This window comes from Intrasporangium sp. Soil_C_50 (assembly GCF_057656595.1).
In genome coordinates this window covers 699,760-718,124 of the sequence record NZ_JBDGKB010000001.1, presented here as the reverse complement: position 1 = coordinate 718,124, position 18,365 = coordinate 699,760, and the positions used below count along the sequence as shown (strand labels likewise).

Genomic DNA, 18,365 nt, shown 5'->3' with positions numbered 1-18,365 from the left:
TCAGTCCTGGGCGGCGCGCGCCGCAGCGATGACCGTCGTGAGCGAGCGGTGCAGCTCCTGCAGCTGCGACACGTCCATGCCGAGCCGAGCGATGACCTGGGGCGGCACGCCGAGGGCCTGTTCGCGCAGGCCTCGCCCCGCCGGTGTCAGCGTCACGTGCAGGGCCCGGTCGTCGGTGGGATGCGGGTCGCGGCGCACGAGCCCGGCACCCTCGAGTCGGCGCACGAGGGGGGACACGGTCGCCGGCTCGAGGCTGAGCAGGTCGCCGATCTCCTTGACCGTCAGGGGAGCCCGCTCCCAGAGCGCCAGCAGGACGAGGTACTGCGGATGGGTCAGCCCGAGCGGCTCGAGCACCGGCCGGTAGAGACCGATGACGTTGCGCGCCGCGACCGCGAGCGCGAAGCACACCTGCTGGTCGAGGCGGAGCAGGTCGTCGGGGGAGTGCGGCTCCGAGCCACCCGACGTCCCTGGCGTCGTGGTGGCCCCGGGGCGCTCCGTGCGGGTGGCGTCGTGCTCGGGTGCCGTCACAGCGTCTCCTGTCCTCGTGGCTCTCCGGACAGGATAGTATGTGCACTAATCATCAGTGCACTAACGATCTTTCCGAGGTGGTCCTCCATGCCGCGATCCTCCCGCAGGGGGCGCCTGTCGCTCGCCTACCGCGTCGGCTACGCCCTGCGCATGTTCGGGCTGTCGATCTTCGGCCCGGCGCAGCTCGGGGAGAGCAACGACCCGAAGGAGCGGCTGCGCCGCGAGCGGGCCGCGCGCGAGGCCGCGGCTGCCGCCACCCGCGGCGGGGACCCGCGCTGACGACCCGCGCCGACGCCGCGCGACGCGTCGCGCTGGCGGCGGCCTGACGCGTCGTCGCCCGTCCCGTCCGCGGGTCCCTGGGGTGGTCGCGGGTGCTCTCAGGTGCGGCTGGTGACGAGGCTCGTCGCGGGCAGCTCGAACCAGCGCAGGTGGTCGAAGTCGACGTCGACGCTGCCCGCGTCGCACGTCACCGGGCGCGCGTCGGCGAGGACGCGTCGTGCCTCGGCGAGGTGCTGCTCCAGGGCCTCCTCGCCGAGCCGGTCCGCGTGCCGCGGGTAGCGCAGGCCCTCGGGTCCGAACGAGACGTCCCGCAGGCGCAGCGGCGGCTCGACCGGGCCGCTGCGGTGGCGCCAGAGCCCCGTCGCGGGCTCGAAGGAGTAGTCGCCGAGGAGGCGCCAGCCGTCTCGGGCCACGAGGCGGACCGCCTCGATGACGTAGTCCGCCACGGCGTCGGAGATGAAGTAGTTGAAGTTGATGCGCACCCACCCGGGCTTGATGCCCTCGCAGCCGCGCCCGATCTCGCGCTCGAACTCCTGCGAGCGCTCGAGGTCGATACCGAGCAGGTGGTGGCCGTAGGGCCCGGCGCACGAACAGCCGCCGCGCGACTGGATGCCGAAGAGGTCGTTGAGCACCGCGACGACGAAGTTGTGGTGCAGGTACGGGCCGTCCGGGGCGCGCACGACGAACGAGACGATCGACAGCCGTTCGGCGTCGAGGTTGCCGAGGATCTCGATGGCCGGCTCCTGCGTCCAGGCCGTGACGGCTCGCCTGAGGAAGACGTCCTCGCGGGCTCGGATGGTGTCGACCCCGACGGCCTCCTTGAGTGCGAAGACGAGCCCGGCGCGGATCGACTCGACGATGGCCGGTGTGCCGCCCTCCTCGCGGTGGACGGGGTCGGCGAGGTAGTCGTGCGCGGTGGGGTTGACGTAGGCCACGGTTCCGCCGCCCGGGACGTCGGGGACGCGGTTGGTGAGCAGCTCGCGGCGGACGACGAGCACGCCCGGCGTGGCCGGCCCGCCGATGAACTTGTGCGGGCTGAGGAAGATGGCGTCCTTGTGGGCGAGATCGCCGGCGACGCCACGACCACCGCGTCCGTACATCTCGATGTCGACGTACGGCCCGGCGGCCGCGAAGTCCCAGAAGGCGAGGGCGCCGTGCTCGTGCAGGAGCGTCGAGATGGCATCGGTGTCGGTGACGATGCCGGTGACGTTGCTCGCCGCGGAGAACGAGCCGATGCGCACCGGCCTCTCGGCGTACTGCTCGAGCCGGGCGCGCAGGATCGCGAGGTCGACGTGGCCGTCCAGGTCCTGTGGGATGACGACGACGTCGGCGACGCACTCGCGCCACATCACCTCGTTCGAGTGGTGCTCGTAGGGGCCGATGAAGATGACCGGGCGCTGGTCGGTGGGCACGAGATCGCTGGCGTGCCAACGGTCCTCGAAGTTGGACGGCACCCTCAGCCCGAGGATGCCGACGAGCTTGTCGATGGCGCCCGTGCAGCCGGACCCTGCGAAGACGACCACGGTCTCGTCGTCGCCGCCCACCGCGTCGCGGATGGTTCGCCGGGCGTCCTCGCGCAGCCGCGTCGTCTGCAGGCCGGTGCCGGAGCTCTCGGTGTGGGTGTTGGCGTATCGGGGGAGCACCTCGTCGCGGACGAAGTCCTCGATGAACGACAGCGCGCGACCTGACGCCGTGTAGTCAGCATAGGTGACGCGGCGCGGGCCGTAGGGCCCGACCATGACCTGGTCGTCGCCGATGACGGAGGCCCGGATCGTCGCGAGCAGCGACTCGGATGACTCGTTGGTGGTGCCGTTCATGCAGTAACCATACTCTGAGTCATGCTAAACCGGCAAAGCATAACCATGAGTTTTGGAATGTGGTGCCGGACAGACGACTGGGCGCCCCGGAGGCCGAGGCGCCCAGCGTGCAGCCGGTGGGGCTGCCGCGCTCGCTACTTGCCGCTGACGCAGACGACCGTGCCCTTGCCCCCGGTGCTGTCCGCCGCCGTGTACGCGCTGTTGGCGCCGTGCTGGTCGCACAGGTCCAGCGCCGCCTTCTCGGACGTCTCGGCGTCCTTGGCCACGAAGGTCACCTTGCCGAGCGAGTCGGCGGAGCTGCACTCGACCTGCTTGAAGTCGTCCGAACCGTCCGCCGCGACGCACTGGCCGACGGCGACGCCGTGCGTCGGGTCGTCGGCCAGCATGTAGCCCAGGCCGAACTTCACGGCGAGCAGGACGACGACCGTGCCGAGCGCCGACAGGATCTTCTTGCGCTTCGAGCCCGAGCCGGAGGTGCTCTTCGGCGCCTCGGCGCCCTGCGGCGCCGGCGGGACAGGCTGGGCAGCGGGCTGCGTGGTCGCCGGCGCGCCGTCCGGCGTGGTGGCGGGGGTGCCGGCCGTGGCGGGCGCGTCGGGCGTGGCGGGCGCCGCGGGCGTCGCGGGCGCGTCGGGCGCCGACGGCGTCACGTCGGAGGTGGGCTGCTCGGGCATGGTGAATCGCTCCTCATGGAGAAAGTTGTGACCCCTGGTGGTGGCCGCGTCGCGGCCCCGACGGCGGCGTGCGCGGTCGGCCAGCAGATCATGGCGGGTCGGGGCGCCCCGCGGTGCCCGGATGCGGCCAGGACCGATAACGACTTCGCAAAAGTTGTCGCATAGGGTCGAGCGCGTGACGTCGATCTCCTACCCGCTCGCGGAGCACACGCTGGCCAACGGCCTGCGCGTCATCGTCAGCGAGGACCACGCCGTGCCCAACGTCGCCGTCAACCTCTGGGTCGGCGTCGGTTCACGCCACGAGGCGCCCGGACGCACCGGCTTCGCCCACCTCTTCGAGCACCTGATGTTCCAGGGCAGCCGCAACGTCGCGTCGGGAGAGCACTTCTCGGCGCTCATGGACGAAGGGGCGCGCCTCAACGCGACGACGTGGTTCGACCGCACGAACTACTTCGAGACCGTCCCCACCGGCGCCCTCGACCTCGCACTCTGGCTCGAGGCCGACCGCCACGGCTACCTCCTCGACGCCGTCAACCAGGAGAACCTCGACAACCAGCGCGACGTCGTCAAGGAGGAGAAGCGCCAGCGGTACGACAACGTCCCGTACGGCACGGCCCTGATCGACATCTACGCGACGGCGTTCCCGGCCGACCACCCCTACCACCACCCGACGATCGGGTCGATGGAGGATCTCGACGCCGCGACCGTCGAGGACGTCCACGCCTTCTTCCGCGCCCACTACGGCCCGAACAACACCGTCCTGACGCTCGTCGGCGACGTGACGCCGGAGGACGGGTTCGCCGCGGCGGAGCGGTACTTCGGCCACCTGCCCGCCATCGAGCTGCACGAGCGGCCGCGTCTGCCGCAGCTGGCCCCGCTCTCCGCGCCGGCGCGCCTCGACCGCGTCGGCGACGTGCCGAACGACCGCCTCTACGTCGCCTTCCGCCTGCCCGTCGACACCACGCCCGAGTACCACGCGTGCCAGGTCGCGGTCGACGTGCTCGGCGGCCTTGCGAGCTCGCGGCTCATCCGGCGCCTCGTGCGGCGCGACGAGACGGCTGTGGCCGTCGGGGGCTGGACGATGGGGCTCGTGGACGGCGTCGGGCTCGGTGCGTTCACCGTCGACGTCGCCGAGGGGGCCGACGTCGAGCGCATCGAGGAGGTCCTCTGCGAGGAGATCACCGCGCTCGCCGAGCACGGCCCCGACGCCGAGGAGATGGAGTCGGTCGTCGCCGACACGGAGCGCTCGTGGCTCAGCGCCCTCGCCAGCATCGAGGAGCGCGCCGACCACATCAGCCACCACGCCCTGCTGACCGGCGACCCCGGGTACGTCAACGCGTTCGTCGACCACGTGCGGGCCGTGACCCCCGACGAGGTCCGTGCCGTGACGGCCGCCTGGCTCGCCCCCGAGTCGCGGGCCGTCGTGCGCTACCTCGCCGAACCCGGGGCCACTGCGGGCGACGAAGGGGAGGCGGCGGCATGAGCACTCCCACCCCCGACGCCACCAGCGTCGACCCCACCAGCACCGTCGCGCGTCCGACCGTCGACCCACCCCAGCCGTGGACGTTCCCCGAGCCGGTGACCCACGACCTGCCCAACGGCCTGCACCTCGTCACCTACGACGTGCCCGGCCAGTACGTCCTGTCGGTCCGCCTCGGCCTGCCGGTGTCGCTGCGCGACGAGCCGCGCGACCGCGAGGGTGTCGCGACGATCATGGCGCGCACGCTCGACGAGGGCACCGAGCAGTACACCGCCGACGAGTTCGCGCGCCTGCTCGAGCGCAAGGGCGTCGGGTTCGGCGCGGGACTGTCCGACGCCGGCCTGTCGGTCGACCTCGACGTCGTCAAGGGCAACCTCGAGCCGGCCCTCGACCTGCTGCGCCAGATCCTCACCGAGCCGGTCTTCCCGCAGTCCGAGGTCGCGCGCCAGGTGCGCACCCGGCTCTCGGAGATCGAGCAGGAACGCTCCGTGGCCGCCCATCGGGCGATCCTCGAGTTCGTCCGCACCTTCTACGACGTCGACGACCGCGCGTCCCGCCCCACCGGTGGCACCCGCGAGACCGTCTCGGCGATCACCCGCGACGACGTCGTGGCCTTCCACGCCGAGCACGTCGTCGCTGCCGGCGTCACGATGGTCGTCGCCGGCGACCTCGGGGGTCTCGACGTGCCCGCCCTCGTCGAGGTCGCGCTCGGCGGCTGGCAGCACGGGCCGCGCGAGCGGGGCAGGCTCCTCGACACCGCCGCCACCCTGGCCGGGGACCGTTCTCGCGTCGTCTTCGTGTCGCGGCCCGGCTCGGTGCAGACCGAGCTCGTCGTCGGGGCTCCCGGACCAGACCGGTCGGTCGAGGGCGGCTGGGCACCGTTCCCGGTGCTCGGCTTCGTCCTCGGCGGGTCACCGAACGCGCGCGTCGACGCCGTGCTCCGCGAGGAGAAGGGCTACACGTACGGCATCCGGTCCAGCTTCCGTCCACGACGCCGGGGCGGCCTGTTCCTCACGACCGGCTCGGTGCGCTCCGACTCCACCGAGGACGCCGTTCGCACGCTGCTGGAGATCCTGGGTGGCGGCTCGACCGGGTTCAGCGACAAGGAGATCCGCTCCGGCGTCGACTTCATCTCGAAGACCGCGCCCGGGCGCTACGCCACCGCCGACGCCATCGCCGACGAGGCCGTCGGCATGGCGCTCGACGGGCGCACCACGGCCTTCACGACCGAGAACCTCCGCGACCTCGCCACCGTCGACGCCGCCCGCGTCGACGCCGCGTTCCGGCGCTTCGCCGCCGAGGCCGGGATCACGGGCGAGGGCCCCGGTGCGGGATGGACGATCGTCCTCGTCGGTGACGCCGACGCGCACCTCGACGCGATCCGCGGGCTCGGTCTCGGCGAGGTCACCGTGGTGCGCGACGCCGCCCGCTGAGGCCCCACCTGGCGGGGGCCACCGGGCGGACCGACCCTGGCGGGGGCGACCGGGCGGACCCACCTGCCGGGAGCCGCTCGCCCGGCGTCAGGCGAGCGGCTGCTCGAGCACGTAGTCGTCCTCGTACTGACCTCCGACGAGGAAGCGCTTGGCGCCGACGCGCTCGAAACCGCTCTTGGCGTAGAAGCGCTGGGCCCGCTCGTTCTGCTGGTTGACCCCGAGCCAGATGCCGGCGGCGCCGGTGGAGCGGGCCCAGCCGATCGACTCGGCCATGAGGCGTGACGCCGTGCCGCCGCCGTGCGAGGAGGGCAGCACGTAGATCTTGCTCAGCTCGACGGTCGGACGGTGCCTGATCGCGGCCCGGACCTCGTCGTCGGCGGGCTCGCCGGCCACGAGCATCGCGTACCCGACCGCGGTGCCGTCGTCCTCCGCGAGGAGCAGGTGCCGGGCGGGGTCGGCGAGGTACTCGGTGAACCGCTCGGGCGAGAGGACGTCCACGATGAACGCGTCGACCCGCTCGCGCGACATGCTCGGAGGGCACGCGAGCCCGAAGGTCTCGGCCGCGACGGCGGCGAGCTCCGGCACATCGGCGGGCAGCGCCTGTCGTACGAGCAGGCCCATGGCTCAGCCGTTCTCGGTGCCCGCGCCGCGATGGGCATCGCGCTCCGCGTGCTGTTCGGACGGCATCCCGATGCGCTCGAGCACCGTGTCGTGGAGCAGCCCGTTGGTGGCCACGGCGTTGCCGCTCCAGCAGCCGGGGCGGCCGTCGAGGCCGGTGAAGCGGCCGCCGGCCTCCTGCACGATCGCGACGAGGGCGGCCATGTCGTGCACCGCGAGCTCGGGCTCGGCGGCGATGTCGACGGCGCCCTCGGCGACGAGCATGTAGGACCAGAAGTCCCCGTAGGCGCGGGTGCGCCAGCAGTCGTCCATGAGGTCGAGGAAGTCGTCGCGGCGCCCGCGGACCCGCCACCCGGACAGGGAGGAGTAGGACAGCGATGCGTCGCCGAGGCGTCCCACCTGCGAGACGCCGATGCGCCTGGCCGAGGCCAGGGAGCGGCCGGTCCAGGCCCCGCTGCCGACGGCGGCCCACCAGCGGCGGCCGAGGGCGGGGGCGGACACGACGCCGAGGACCGGCTCGTTGTCGACGACGAGGCCGATCAGCGTGGCCCACACGGGCACGCCGCGCACGAAGTTCTTCGTGCCGTCGATGGGGTCGATGACCCAGCGCCGCGGCCCGTGTCCCGTGGTCTCGAACTCCTCGCCCTGCACGGCGTCGCGCGGGCGCGTGCGCTTGAGCTGGGAGCGGACGAGCTCCTCGGCGGCGCGGTCGGCGTCGGTCACGGGGGTGAGGTCGGGCTTGCTCTCGACGACGAGGTCGGCGGCTCGGAAACGGCCCAGCGTCACGCGCTCGACGGCGTCGGCGAGCACGTGGGCCAGGCGGAGGTCGTCGTCGTAGGAGGTCACCGGCTCAACCTAGCCTGCGGCGGGGTCGTGCGGTGGGCAAGCCCGCGCCGGGGCGTCGGGCGGGGCGAGCCGACGTGCCGAGGGTGCGAGCACGACTGCGGCTCAGCGTTCCTCACCGGAGCGGCTCGACAGGAGCCGGCGCAGCGACGCGAGCCGCGAGGGACCCGCCGGGCCCGCGTGACCGTCGGCCACCCACGCGTCGAGGGCGCACTCCTCCTCGTCGTGCGTGCAGCCGCGTGGGCACTCGGCCGTGCCCTCGGCGAGGTCGGGGAAGTGGTCGATGATGCGGTTCGGGTCGATGTGCGCGAGCCCGAAGGAGCGCACGCCCGGGGTGTCGATGACCCAACCGTCGTCGTCGGGCAGGCGCAGCGCCACGGCGTTGGTCGAGGTGTGCCGCCCGCGGCCGGTCGTGTCGTTGACGTCGCCGGTGGCGCGCATGGCCGTGGGCACGAGCCCGTTGACCAGCGTGCTCTTGCCGACGCCGGAGTGCCCGACGAGCACTGAGACCCGGCCCGAGAGCCGCTCGCGCAGCTCCTCGAGCCCCGTGAAGTCGTCGGCCGTCCGCGCCGTCACGACGTGCTCGACCTCGAGCGGGGCGTAGTTCGCCAGGAACGGCCCCGGGTCGACGAGGTCGGCCTTGGTCAGGGCGAGGAGCGGCTCGAGGTCGGCGTCGTAGGCGGCGACGAGGCACCGGTCGACCATCCGCGGCCGCGGCTCGGGGTCGGCGAGTGCCGTCACGATGACGAGCTGGTCGGCGTTGGCCACGATGATGCGCTCGTAGGGGTCGGTGTCGTCGGCGGTGCGTCGCAGCACCGACCGGCGCTCCTCGATGCGGACGATGCGGGCCAGCGCGTCGGGTCCGCCGGCGAGGTCACCGACGAGCGCGACGTCGTCGCCGACGACGACCCGGGTGCGGCCGATGTCGCGGGCCTTCATCGCGGTGACGACGCGCTCGGGCTCCTTCTTGCCGAGCGAGCCCTTGGGTACGAGGCAGGTGTAGCGGCCCCGGTCGATGCCGATGACCATCGCCACGACGGCGTCGGCGTGCGCCGGACGTTCCTTGGTGCGGGGCCTCGAGCCCTTGCGGCTGGGGCGGACGCGGACGTCGCCCTCGTCGAGGTCCCGCCAGCTCATCGGGGCAGCACCACGGGCGCCGCGCCGGCGAGCATGCCCTGCCAGAGACCGACGAAGTCCGGCAGCGTCTTGCGCGTGGTGCCGATGTCCTCGACGCGGACGCCGGGCACGCGCAGGCCGATGATGGCGCCCGCGGTGGCCATGCGGTGGTCGTGGTAGCTGCGGAACCGCCCACCGTGCAGCCTCGCCGGGGCGATGCGCAGGCCGTCCTCGGTCTCGGTGACGCGGCTGCCCAGCGCGCCCAGCTCGGCCGTCAGCGCGGCGAGGCGGTCGGTCTCGTGGCCGCGGATGTGCGCGACACCACGGATCCACGTCGGGCTCGAGGCGAGCGCGGCGAGCGCCGCGACGGTCGGCGTCAGCTCGGCGGCGTCGTGCAGGTCGATGTCGATGCCGGCGAGCTCGTCGCCGCCGCTCACGGTGAGGCCGGTGCGGTCGAGCCGGACGTCGGCGCCCATCGAGTCGAGGATCTCGCGGAGCATGTCGCCGGCCTGGGTCGTGTGCTGCGGCCACCCGGGCACGCGGACCGTGCCACCGGCGACGAGCGCCGCGGCGACGAACGGCCCCGCATTGGACAGGTCCGGCTCGACCGACACGTCGAGGGCGTTGATCTCCGACGGCTCGACGCGCCACGTGTTGGGCTCGCTGTCGTCGACGATCGCCCCCGCGTCGCGAAGGGTCTCGACGGTCATGAGGATGTGCGGTTCGCTCGGTACGGGCTTGCCGTCGTGGTGCACGGTGACGCCGTCGTCGTAGCGCGCGCCGGCGAGCAGGAGGCTCGAGATGAACTGCGAGGACATCGAGGCGTCCATGGTGACGCTGCCGCCGGCCAGCCCGCCGCGACCGTGCACCGTGATCGGCAGGCGGCCCTCGGCGTCGTCGATGTCGGCCCCCAGGGCGCGCAGGGCGTCGACGACCGGGCCCATCGGGCGCACCCGGGCCTGTGGGTCGCCGTCGAGCAGCACCGGGCCGTCGGCGAGCACGGCGACGGCGGGCAGGAAACGCATGACCGTGCCGGCTAGGCCGCAGTCGACCCGACCACCGCCGCGCAACGTCTCGGGTGGCGTGACGAGCCAGTCGTCGACCGCGCCCGGCGTGGCGTCGCCCTCGGCGGGCACGTCGTCGAGGCGGACGCCGAGGCTGCGCAGCGCGTCGGCCATCAGGAGCGTGTCGCGCGAGCGCAGCGGCGCCCGGAGGCGGGACCGGTCGCTCGCGAGGGCCGCGAGGACGAGGTAGCGGTTGGTCAGCGACTTGCTGCCGGGCAGGACGACCGTCGCGTCGAGCGGCCCGGGCGCCGTCGGCGCCTCCCAGTCGCCGAGCGGGTCGGCCACCAGGGTGCTGGTCGCCGTGCCGCCGCGCGCCGGCTGAGCCTCGTGCGCGTGGTGCGGGTCGTGCAGGTCGTGCGGGTGAGACTGCAGGTGCTCTTCGGGGAGGGGATCAGCGGGACTCAAGTCAGCTCACGACGTCCTGGGCTCGATGGGCGAGGAGGCGGGCCTCGCGCGCGGCGGTTGCCTTGGCGTGACGCGCCTCGCGGCGGGTGGTCCTGGTGGCGTGCTGGGCGCGCCACGCGAGGCCGGGGCGACCCTCCGTGTCGACGGCCGCGAGGAGCAGGCCGCCGAGCAGGCCGACGTTCTTGAGGAAGAGGCTGCGGCTCGCGGCCCTGCGCTCCGGGTCGGTCTCCTCCCAGAACGCGTGCTCGATCGCCGTCGTCGGCACGATCGAGGCGGCGAGCACGGTGGAGGCGAGGCGGGGGAGGCGGCCGGTGGCGAGCAGGAGGCCGCCGCCGAGCAGCGCGGCACCGTTGACCCGGACGACGAGGTCGGGGTCCTTGGCCGCGCGGGCCACCTTGTCGGCGCCCGGTACCTGGTCCGGCACCTTCTCGAGCAGGTGCGCCGCCTGGTCGGTGCGCGCGGACGGGTTGCGCAGGGCATCGACCCCCGCGGCGATGAACACGGACGCGAGCAGGGGACGAGCGAGACGGCGGACGATCATGACCTTCCTCCTCCGGCCGGGGCCGTGCGTGACGGACCGCGGCCATCGTGGACCAGTGGGACCTACGGTAGCGACATACCCAAGGCGGCACGCCCGATGCCCACCCCTGGACGCGTCCGCGGCGCCGGCCGCACACGCGTGGTCCGACGCCGGTCGTGCGTCGCCGGGTGGACCTAGGCTGGGCCGCATGTGTGGGAGGTATGCCGCCAGCGCCCGGCCTGACGAGCTCGTCGAGGCCTTCGACGTCGACGAGGACCACACCGGCGAGCCGGCGCGCAGCATCCTCAAGAACCCGCAGAGCCCTCCCGCCGGCGAGCCGGACTGGAACATGGCCCCCTCCAAGCAGGCGCCCGTCGTGCTGACGCGCACGCCGCGTCCGGCCGAGGGCGAGCCCGACGCGGACGCCGCTCCGACGCGTCAGCTGCGCCTGCTGACGTGGGGTCTGGTCCCGTCGTGGGCCAAGGACGTCAAGATGGGCCTGCGGATGACGAACGCGCGGGCCGAGTCGGTGCTCGGCAAGGGCGCCTTCGCCAAGGCGGCCCTGTCCAGGCGCTGCATCGTGCCGGCCGACGGCTGGTACGAGTGGCAGGCCTCGCCCACCGCCGTCGACGCCAAGGGCAAGCCGCGCAAGCAGCCGTTCTTCATCCACCGCGCCGACGGCGAGAAGGTGGGGTTCGCCGGCCTCTACGAGTTCTGGCGCGACCGCGACCGCCCCGACGGCGACCCCGACGCGTGGCTCACGACGTTCACCATCATCACCACCGACGCCGACCCCGGCATGGACCGCATCCACGACCGGCAGCCGCTCGTCCTCGAGCCCGACCAGTGGGAGCGCTGGCTCGACCCGGCGGAGAAGGACCCGGACTACGTGCAGGGCGTGCTCGAGTTCGCGAGCCCCGGCCGGTTCGAGGCCTACCCGATCGGCCGCGGCGTCGGGGCCACGGCGAACAACGGGCCGCACCTGCTCGACCGTGCACCCGCCGAGGAGCTCGTCGGGGTCCTCGACCCGATGACGGGTGAGGTGATCGGGTCGTGACCGGAGCGCTGGACGCGGCCGTCGGGGGAGTGCGGCCCCGCGTCCGTGAGGTCGCGACGCCCCAGGGTCCCGCACGCGTCCACGTGTGGCGCCCGGCCGGGGCGGGCGCGACCGTCGTGCTCGGGCACGGCGCCGGCGGCGGCCTCGGGGCACTCGACCTCACCGTGGCCCGCGCGGTCCTCGTGGCGTCGGGGCGTGCGGTGGCGCTCGTCGAGCAGCCGTGGCTCGTCGCGGGCCGCAAGATCGCCGGGCGCCCCCCGACGCTCGACGAGGCCTGGGTGCCGGTGGTCGAGGCGCTGCTGACCGGGCGTGGACGCCTGCCGCGCCCGCTCGTCGTCGGCGGCCGCAGCGCCGGTGCCCGGGTCGCCTGCCGCACGGCGGCCGCACTCGGTGCCGACGCCGGCCTGCTGCTCAGCTTCCCGCTGCACCTGCCCGGGCGGCCCGACCGGCTCCGCGCCGACGAGCTCGCCCTCGCCCCGGACCCGACGTGGGTCGTGCAGGGCACCCGGGACACCTTCGGCACGCCGGAAGAGGTGCGCCCGCACCTGCCGCCGGGGGCCACGCTCGTCGAGGTGCCCGGCGGGCACAGCTTCCCCGGGGGGTCGCGGGCCCGGCTCGTCGACGAGCTGACCCGGATCGCGGGAATGCTCCCCGGCGCGTGACCGTTGCACGGGGCATGGTTCCCAGCCCCTGCGTCGCGCCTGAGCGCCCGTCCGGCCTGCCCTCCCAGGGCCGCCGCACCGGCGCGGCCGTGACGACCCGCCCGGCGCGACTAGGCTGGGAGGCGATGGCTAAGGACAAGCAGACCGACCCGACGGCCCCGCTGGGCCTCGTGGAGCCCGGCGCCGGTGCGCCGGGGCCCGATGAGACCGACGCCCAGACCGACGCGCACACCGACGCCGAGGCCCAGGCCCTCGCAGACGCGTCCGTCGACGTCAAGGCCGAGACCTCCGAGGAGCGCCGCGCCCGCTTCGAGCGCGAGGCGATGCCGCTGCTCGACCAGCTCTACAGCGCCGCCCTGCGCACGACGCGCAACCCGAGCGACGCCGAGGACCTCGTCCAGGAGACCTTCGCCAAGGCGTACGCGGCCTTCCACCAGTACCGCCCGGGTACCAACCTCAAGGCGTGGATGTACCGCATCCTCACCAACACCTACATCAACAGCTACCGCAAGAAGCAGCGCCAGCCGCTCGAGTCCGACGCGTCCGACATCGAGGACTACCAGCTGGCCCGTGCCGAGTCCCACTCGTCGTCCGGGCTGCGCTCGGCCGAGGCCGAGGCGCTCGACCACCTGCCCGACAGCGACGTCAAGCGGGCCCTGCAGGCGATCCCCGAGGAGTTCCGCCTCGCGGTCTACTTCGCCGACGTCGAGGGCTACTCCTACAAGGAGATCGCCGAGATCATGGAGACGCCGATCGGCACCGTGATGAGCCGCCTGCACCGCGGTCGGCGCCAGCTGCGCGAGCTGCTCTCCGAGTACGCGGCCGGACGGGGCTTCGCCCAGGCCGGCGCCTCCAGCGCGACGAGCGGGGCGGCCGGCAGCGGCCGCCCGGGCACGGAAGGAACCGGGTCATGAGCCACCACGACACCACCGGTGGGGACAGCGGGCGCACCGACTGCTCCGAGGCGTTGCTGCGGGTCTACGAGTACCTCGACGGCGAGCTCGGCCCGGAGGACTGCGCCAAGATCCAGGCGCACCTGGACGAGTGCGGCCCCTGCCTCAAGGAGTACGACCTCGACACGACGCTCAAGGCGCTCATCAAGCGCTCGTGCGGTCGCGAGGAGGCCCCCGACTCGCTGCGCACGACGATCATGTCGCGCATCTCGATGACGGTCATCACCGTCGAGCGCGGCAAGTAGCGGCACTCGCCGGCGTCCGACCCCCCCTGAGGTCACCCGGGAACGACAAAGGCCCGCCTCCCGTCCGGGAGGTGGGCCTTTTCGACGTCTTCAGGCTCAGGCGTTGGGCTTGCGGCCGTGGTTGGCGGCGTTGCCCTTGCGCGAGCGACGCTTGCGGGCGCGCTTGCTCATCGGGGTCTCCTCGTGGATGCTTCTGGGGTGCTGCCCTCAACGGGCATGAGGCAGCAAGTCTCCCACACGCGGGACGCGGTGCCGAATCCGCAGGGGTTCAGGCGCACAAACGTAAAATCTTGGTATAGATCCGGGCCCAACCGACCGGCTCTACTTCCGTGCGCCTTCACGCTAGTGCCACGATGAAGCAGAGGGAAACCTCTGTGTTCTTGTGCACCCGCGGCAACGCCCCTCCATGGCGCACGCATCCGGGAACATCACCACCTGAAGGAGCCCCCCACCATGTTCGCTGCCCTCCTGTCGGCCCTCGCCGCCACCTCCGACTTCACGACCCGCGCCCTCATCTCGTTCGCCAACACGTGGTCCTGGGGCTGATCCTTCGGGCCTTCGCAGTGCACGGTTCGGTCTCGCATCCGGCTCCCGGTTGCGGGGCCGAACCGCTGTCCGCAGCCTTTAGCAGGTGAGCACCAGACCCGAGCCCGCGATCTCCTCGCGGCTCCTGCCGTACTACATCGCCCTCGTCTGCCTCGTCTCGGTCGTGGCTGGCGTCGTGTCGTGGCTCTACGGGCGTCGCCCCGAGGTGGGCCCGCTCCTGCTGCTGTCGGCGATGGGCATGCTCAGCTACCGGGTGCGCGAGCCGGCCGTCACCTCGCGGATCGGCTTCTCGTTCCTGTCGATCATCTTGCTCGCCTCCGGCGCGATCCTCGGCCCCTTCGGGGCCTGGTTCGTCGGTCTGGTGTCGCAGTCGATGGAGCGTCCGGGACGCATCCGCTGGTTCCAGTGGCTCTTCAATGTCGCGATGATGAGCATCATCGGCGCCGCTGGCGCTCTCGCCTACATCGTCTGCGGGGGTGCCGCAGCCCTCGACGCGGTCAGCGGGTTCTCCAGCCTGGCCGTCAAGGTCGGGCTGCCCCTCATGGTCGCCGACGTCGTCCAGTGCCTCACCAACGCCGTCCTGCTGGCCGGCGCCGTCACGCTCTCGCAGCAGGTGCCGTTCTGGGTCTTCGTCCGCCGGATCCTCGTCGGTTCGGGCGTCGCCTACATCGGCTACGGCGTCATCGGCTTCCTCTTCGTCGTGCTCTGGTACCCGGCCGGCCTCGGGGCCTTCAGCGCCCTTCTCGTCATGGCGCCCCTGCTCGCCGCGAGGTGGGCCTTCGTCCAGTTCGGCGAGGAGCAGCGTTCGCACGAACGCGTCGTCGAGACCCTCGTCACCTCGCTCGGCACCAAGGAGCCGCCCGCCGTCGAGCGCAGCGCCCGGGCGGCGCAGCTGGCCGAGTGGACCGCTGAGGAGCTCGGCCTCGGTCCGCGCCAGATCGCGACGGTCACCTACGCGGCCACCCTCCACGAGATCGGCCATCTCGGCGTGCCGACCCGCCTGCTGCGTCGGGCCCCCGGAGCGCTGACGGAGTCCGAACGGAGGATTGTCGACAGGCACAGCGTCATGGGCGCCCGGATGATCGAGGGCATCGACTTCCTCGAGGAGGCCCGCTCCGGCGTGCGGCACCAGGGCGAGCGGTTCGACGGCCGCGGGCTGCCGGACGGGCTCACCGGCGCCGACATCCCCGTGGCGGCGCGCGTCGTCGCCGTCGTCACGGCGGTCGAGGCCACGATGACCGAGGATGTCGCGGGTGGACAGCCCCCGCCCGAGCTCTACCGGATGCTCACCGCCGACGTCGGTCGCTTCGACCCGGCGGTCGTCGACGCCGCGTGGGCCGCTCTCGACAAGCACGGTCTGCCGACGGGTGTGGTTACGGTGAGCCCCGCGTGAGGCTCGCGCTCTACCGCGACCCCGTGGCACTGGTCGTCGGCCTGCTCGGGCTGGTCCTCAGCGTCGCCGTCGCCGTGGGCACCGGGGACTCTCCCGGGGTCGACGGGCAGGTGTCGCTGCTGGTCACCGCGACCTTCGCGGTGACCATCGTGCTCGGGGAGTGGTTCCAGCTGGCGGCCCCGGGCTTCCGGGGGTCGGCGCCGATCGCCTCCGCCACGGCGCTCGCCTTCGCCTTCGCCGTCCACGTCGGACCCGCCGAGCTGGCCTTCTCGACGCCGTACGTCCTCGCGGTGACGTCCGTGTCCATGGCGCTCGGGGCGGGGGCGCGCGTGCTCGGTGGCCGTGAGGTCAGTCTCGTCGAGACGACCGGGCGCTTCATCGCCGTCGCCGTCGCGGCCCTGCTCTACCGCAACGCGCACCTGGGTCAGAGCCCCGGCGGCCCACCCCACGACGACGCCCTCGTGCCCTGGCAGCGCGCCATGCTCATGCTCGCCATCTGCGTCGCGGCCCTCGTCGCCGACACCCTGTTCACCTCGGTCCTGCGCGCGATGGCCACGGCCGACCTTCGCCGCACGTTCGTCGACGAGGCCCGCTCCTCGTTCGCCCTGTCCGGTGCCGTCGCGGTCACCGGTGTCCTCGTGGCGCTCGCCCTCCCGACGCTCGGCATCATGGCCCTGCCGCTGTTCATCCTGCCGCTCGTGCTGACGCTCTTCGCCTTCCGTCGCTACGTGAGCATCCGCGCCACCTACCTGCAGAGCATCCGGACGCTCTCGCGCCTCACCGACGCGGCCGGCTACACCCCGTCCGGGCACTCCGAGCGTGTGGCGGCCCTCTCGGTGCGCGTGGGCCGGCAGCTGGGTGTGTCCGAGCGTGACCTGCTCGATCTCGAGTACGCGGCCCTGCTGCACGACATCGGCCAGGTGGCCCTCGTCGAGCCGATCCCGGGCGGCGCCACGGTGCTGGCGGCCCCCGCCGACCAACGGCGGATCGCCGCCGACTCGGTGGCCATCGTCCGCGAGACCGGTGTCTTCGAAGGGGCGGCCCGCATCCTCGAGCACCAGACGACGCCCTACCGGCAGGTGCGCGAGCTCGGCGAGGAGATCCCGCTGACCAGTCGCATCCTCAAGGTCGTCAACGCCTACGAGGACCTCACGGGCGGTGCCAGGAGCGCCCGGGCCCGCGAGGCGGCGGTCGAGCGCATCTACCTCGGTCTGGGCTACGAGTACGACCCGCGCGTGGTGGACTCGCTGCTCGGCATCCTCGGCTCGTCGCACCAGGACTGACGCGGGCGCCGCCGACCTCGCGCGGTCGACGCCTGCAACGGGGGCCGTGGCGAGCCTGAGACGGCTGTCACACGTCGCTCCCGACCCTTGGGCGGAGCGTCGGGGCGTGCCAGACTGTCCGGAATCGGGCAACCCCCGGACGCGTACGACGACGTGCAGGCAAGACCCCCGCACCGCTCCACCCAGCGAGGGCAGCCCTGCCCTCGCCTCTCCCACGCGAACGAGGTGTTCCGTCATGAGTGCGTTGCCCACCAACCAGCTCGTCGACCCGATGGACCCGGTCTTCCGGGCCCACGTGGGCGGCAAGCTCGGGGTACACGCCACGTCCGAGCTGCGTGACGCGGCCGACCTGTCCCTGCTCTACACGCCCGGCGTCGCCGACGTGTCCCGGGCCATCGCCGCCGACCCCACGCTCGCGGCGGTCTACACGACGCGCCGCAACACGGTGGCGGTCGTCAGCGACGGCACCGCGGTGCTCGGCCTCGGCGACGTCGGCCCGCTCGCCGCGATGCCCGTCATGGAGGGCAAGGCGGTCCTCTTCAAGCACTTCGCCGGCGTCGACGCCGTGCCGGTGTGCATGGAGACCGGCACCGTCGAGGAGATCGTCGACGCCGTGGCGCGCATCGCGCCGACGTACGGCGGCATCAACCTCGAGGACATCTCGGCGCCGCGCTGCTTCGAGATCGAGCGGCAGCTGCGCGAGCGGCTCGACATCCCGGTCTTCCATGACGACCAGCACGGTACGGCGATCGTCGCCCTGGCGGCGCTCGTCAACGCGGTGCGCGTCGTCCACAAGACGCTCGCCGACGTCACCGTCGTGGTGTCCGGTGCCGGGGCAGCGGGTGTCGCGGTGAGCCGGATCCTGCTGGCCGCCGGCGTCGGCGACGTCATCGTGGCCGACTCGCGTGGCGTGCTCGGCCCCGACCGCGAGGGCCTGGCCCCGCACAAGGCCGACCTCGCCGCCGTGACCAACCGCCGGGGAGTCACCGGCACCCTCGGTGACGCACTCGAGGGCGCCGACGTCCTCGTCGGGGTCTCGGGAGGCACGGTCGCCGAGCGTGACCTGCTGCGGATGGCACCGCGGGCGGTCGTCTTCGCCCTCGCCAACCCCGACCCCGAGGTGCATCCGAGCGTCGCGACACGGTTCGCCGAGGTCGTCGCCACCGGGCGCTCGGACTTCCCGAACCAGATCAACAACGTCCTCGCCTTCCCCGGCATCTTCCGAGGGGCGCTCGACTCGGGTGCCCGCGAGATCACCGAGGACATGAAGCTGGCCGCGGCGTATGCGATCGCCGGGCTCGTCGAGGAGCCCACGGCCGACCGCGTCGTGCCGAGCGTCTTCGACGAGCGCGTCGCCCCCACGGTGGCGCGCGCCGTCGCGGCGCTCGCTCCGTAGGACCGGTCGCCCGACGACACGGCACGACACGGCCTGACGCGTCCGGGAGTCCGGAC

19 protein-coding genes are annotated in these 18,365 nt (G+C 73.0%); 10 read left to right on the top strand and 9 right to left on the bottom strand.

Annotated features, from left to right (window positions below; all coding sequences use genetic code 11):
- Window positions 1-429 (bottom strand): MarR family winged helix-turn-helix transcriptional regulator, encoded by a 429-nt coding sequence (locus tag AC3A5R_RS03385; protein ID WP_487620112.1) that lies wholly within the window; start codon window positions 427-429, stop codon window positions 1-3.
- 186 nt (window positions 430-615) lie between these two features.
- Between AC3A5R_RS03385 and AC3A5R_RS03380 the strand changes: the two genes are divergently transcribed.
- On the top strand, window positions 616-807 hold the full coding sequence (locus AC3A5R_RS03380; RefSeq protein ID WP_487619357.1) for a hypothetical protein: 192 nt from the start codon (window positions 616-618) through the stop codon (window positions 805-807).
- Between the two features lie 98 nt (window positions 808-905).
- Here AC3A5R_RS03380 and AC3A5R_RS03375 read toward each other — a convergent pair whose 3' ends face one another.
- The gene (locus AC3A5R_RS03375; protein WP_487619356.1) at window positions 906-2,624 is read right to left on the bottom strand and encodes an aminotransferase class V-fold PLP-dependent enzyme; all 1,719 of its coding nucleotides are present in this window, start codon (window positions 2,622-2,624) and stop codon (window positions 906-908) included.
- 134 nt (window positions 2,625-2,758) lie between these two features.
- Entirely contained in the window at window positions 2,759-3,295 is a 537-nt protein-coding gene (locus tag AC3A5R_RS03370; protein WP_487619355.1) for a hypothetical protein, read from the bottom strand.
- 175 nt (window positions 3,296-3,470) lie between these two features.
- On the opposite strand from AC3A5R_RS03370, the gene AC3A5R_RS03365 reads away from it, so the two are divergent.
- Together AC3A5R_RS03365 and AC3A5R_RS03360 are read left to right on the top strand one after the other, a co-directional pair.
- A complete protein-coding gene (locus tag AC3A5R_RS03365; protein WP_487619354.1) occupies window positions 3,471-4,778 on the top strand; it encodes a M16 family metallopeptidase in 1,308 nt (435 codons plus the stop codon).
- A complete protein-coding gene (locus AC3A5R_RS03360; RefSeq protein WP_487619353.1) occupies window positions 4,775-6,208 on the top strand; it encodes a M16 family metallopeptidase in 1,434 nt (477 codons plus the stop codon). The genes AC3A5R_RS03365 and AC3A5R_RS03360 overlap by 4 nt, the downstream gene beginning before the upstream one ends.
- 87 nt (window positions 6,209-6,295) lie before the next feature.
- Here the strand turns inward: AC3A5R_RS03360 and AC3A5R_RS03355 are convergent, their stop codons facing one another.
- The 5 genes from AC3A5R_RS03355 to AC3A5R_RS03335 form a co-directional block, all read right to left on the bottom strand.
- A complete protein-coding gene (locus AC3A5R_RS03355) occupies window positions 6,296-6,829 on the bottom strand; it encodes an N-acetyltransferase family protein (protein ID WP_487619352.1) in 534 nt (177 codons plus the stop codon).
- Window positions 6,830-6,832: 3 nt separating this feature from the next.
- Complete coding sequence (gene hisN / locus AC3A5R_RS03350) at window positions 6,833-7,672, bottom strand: histidinol-phosphatase (RefSeq protein WP_487619351.1); 840 nt, start codon at window positions 7,670-7,672, stop codon at window positions 6,833-6,835.
- A 102-nt stretch (window positions 7,673-7,774) separates the two neighbouring features.
- The gene (rsgA, locus tag AC3A5R_RS03345; RefSeq protein ID WP_487619350.1) at window positions 7,775-8,806 is read right to left on the bottom strand and encodes a ribosome small subunit-dependent GTPase A; all 1,032 of its coding nucleotides are present in this window, start codon (window positions 8,804-8,806) and stop codon (window positions 7,775-7,777) included.
- Entirely contained in the window at window positions 8,803-10,134 is a 1,332-nt protein-coding gene (gene aroA / locus AC3A5R_RS03340) for a 3-phosphoshikimate 1-carboxyvinyltransferase (protein WP_487619349.1), read from the bottom strand. The genes rsgA and aroA overlap by 4 nt, the downstream gene beginning before the upstream one ends.
- A 121-nt stretch (window positions 10,135-10,255) precedes the next feature.
- Window positions 10,256-10,795 (bottom strand): DoxX family membrane protein, encoded by a 540-nt coding sequence (locus tag AC3A5R_RS03335; RefSeq protein ID WP_487619348.1) that lies wholly within the window; start codon window positions 10,793-10,795, stop codon window positions 10,256-10,258.
- Window positions 10,796-10,982: 187 nt separating this feature from the next.
- Here AC3A5R_RS03335 and AC3A5R_RS03330 point away from each other — a divergent pair, with 187 nt between their 5' ends.
- From AC3A5R_RS03330 to rsrA, 4 genes are read left to right on the top strand one after another with little or no spacing between them, the layout of a single operon-like run.
- Window positions 10,983-11,831: an SOS response-associated peptidase gene (locus tag AC3A5R_RS03330; RefSeq protein WP_487619347.1), complete on the top strand. Its 849-nt coding sequence runs from the start codon at window positions 10,983-10,985 to the stop codon at window positions 11,829-11,831.
- Window positions 11,828-12,493, top strand: coding sequence for an alpha/beta hydrolase family protein (locus AC3A5R_RS03325; RefSeq protein WP_487619346.1), 666 nt, complete (start codon window positions 11,828-11,830; stop codon window positions 12,491-12,493). The genes AC3A5R_RS03330 and AC3A5R_RS03325 overlap by 4 nt, the downstream gene beginning before the upstream one ends.
- A gap of 14 nt (window positions 12,494-12,507) precedes the next feature.
- Window positions 12,508-13,407, top strand: coding sequence for a sigma-70 family RNA polymerase sigma factor (locus AC3A5R_RS03320; protein WP_487619345.1), 900 nt, complete (start codon window positions 12,508-12,510; stop codon window positions 13,405-13,407).
- Complete coding sequence (gene rsrA, locus AC3A5R_RS03315) at window positions 13,404-13,691, top strand: mycothiol system anti-sigma-R factor (protein WP_487619344.1); 288 nt, start codon at window positions 13,404-13,406, stop codon at window positions 13,689-13,691. The genes AC3A5R_RS03320 and rsrA overlap by 4 nt, the downstream gene beginning before the upstream one ends.
- Window positions 13,692-13,787: 96 nt before the next feature.
- Here the strand turns inward: rsrA and AC3A5R_RS03310 are convergent, their stop codons facing one another.
- Window positions 13,788-13,862 carry a 50S ribosomal protein bL37 gene (locus tag AC3A5R_RS03310; RefSeq protein ID WP_369791897.1) on the bottom strand — a complete coding sequence of 25 codons (75 nt, stop codon included), beginning with the start codon at window positions 13,860-13,862 and terminating at the stop codon, window positions 13,788-13,790.
- A gap of 460 nt (window positions 13,863-14,322) precedes the next feature.
- Here AC3A5R_RS03310 and AC3A5R_RS03305 point away from each other — a divergent pair, with 460 nt between their 5' ends.
- The 3 genes from AC3A5R_RS03305 (at window position 14,323) to AC3A5R_RS03295 (ending at window position 18,309) form a co-directional block, all read left to right on the top strand.
- Window positions 14,323-15,630, top strand: a complete 1,308-nt coding sequence (locus tag AC3A5R_RS03305; RefSeq protein WP_487619343.1) for an HD-GYP domain-containing protein — start codon at window positions 14,323-14,325, stop codon at window positions 15,628-15,630.
- Window positions 15,627-16,913 (top strand): HD-GYP domain-containing protein, encoded by a 1,287-nt coding sequence (locus tag AC3A5R_RS03300; protein WP_487619342.1) that lies wholly within the window; start codon window positions 15,627-15,629, stop codon window positions 16,911-16,913. The genes AC3A5R_RS03305 and AC3A5R_RS03300 overlap by 4 nt, the downstream gene beginning before the upstream one ends.
- Before the next feature lie 235 nt (window positions 16,914-17,148).
- Window positions 17,149-18,309: an NAD(P)-dependent malic enzyme gene (locus AC3A5R_RS03295; RefSeq protein ID WP_487619341.1), complete on the top strand. Its 1,161-nt coding sequence runs from the start codon at window positions 17,149-17,151 to the stop codon at window positions 18,307-18,309.
- Window positions 18,310-18,365: the final 56 nt, after the last annotated feature.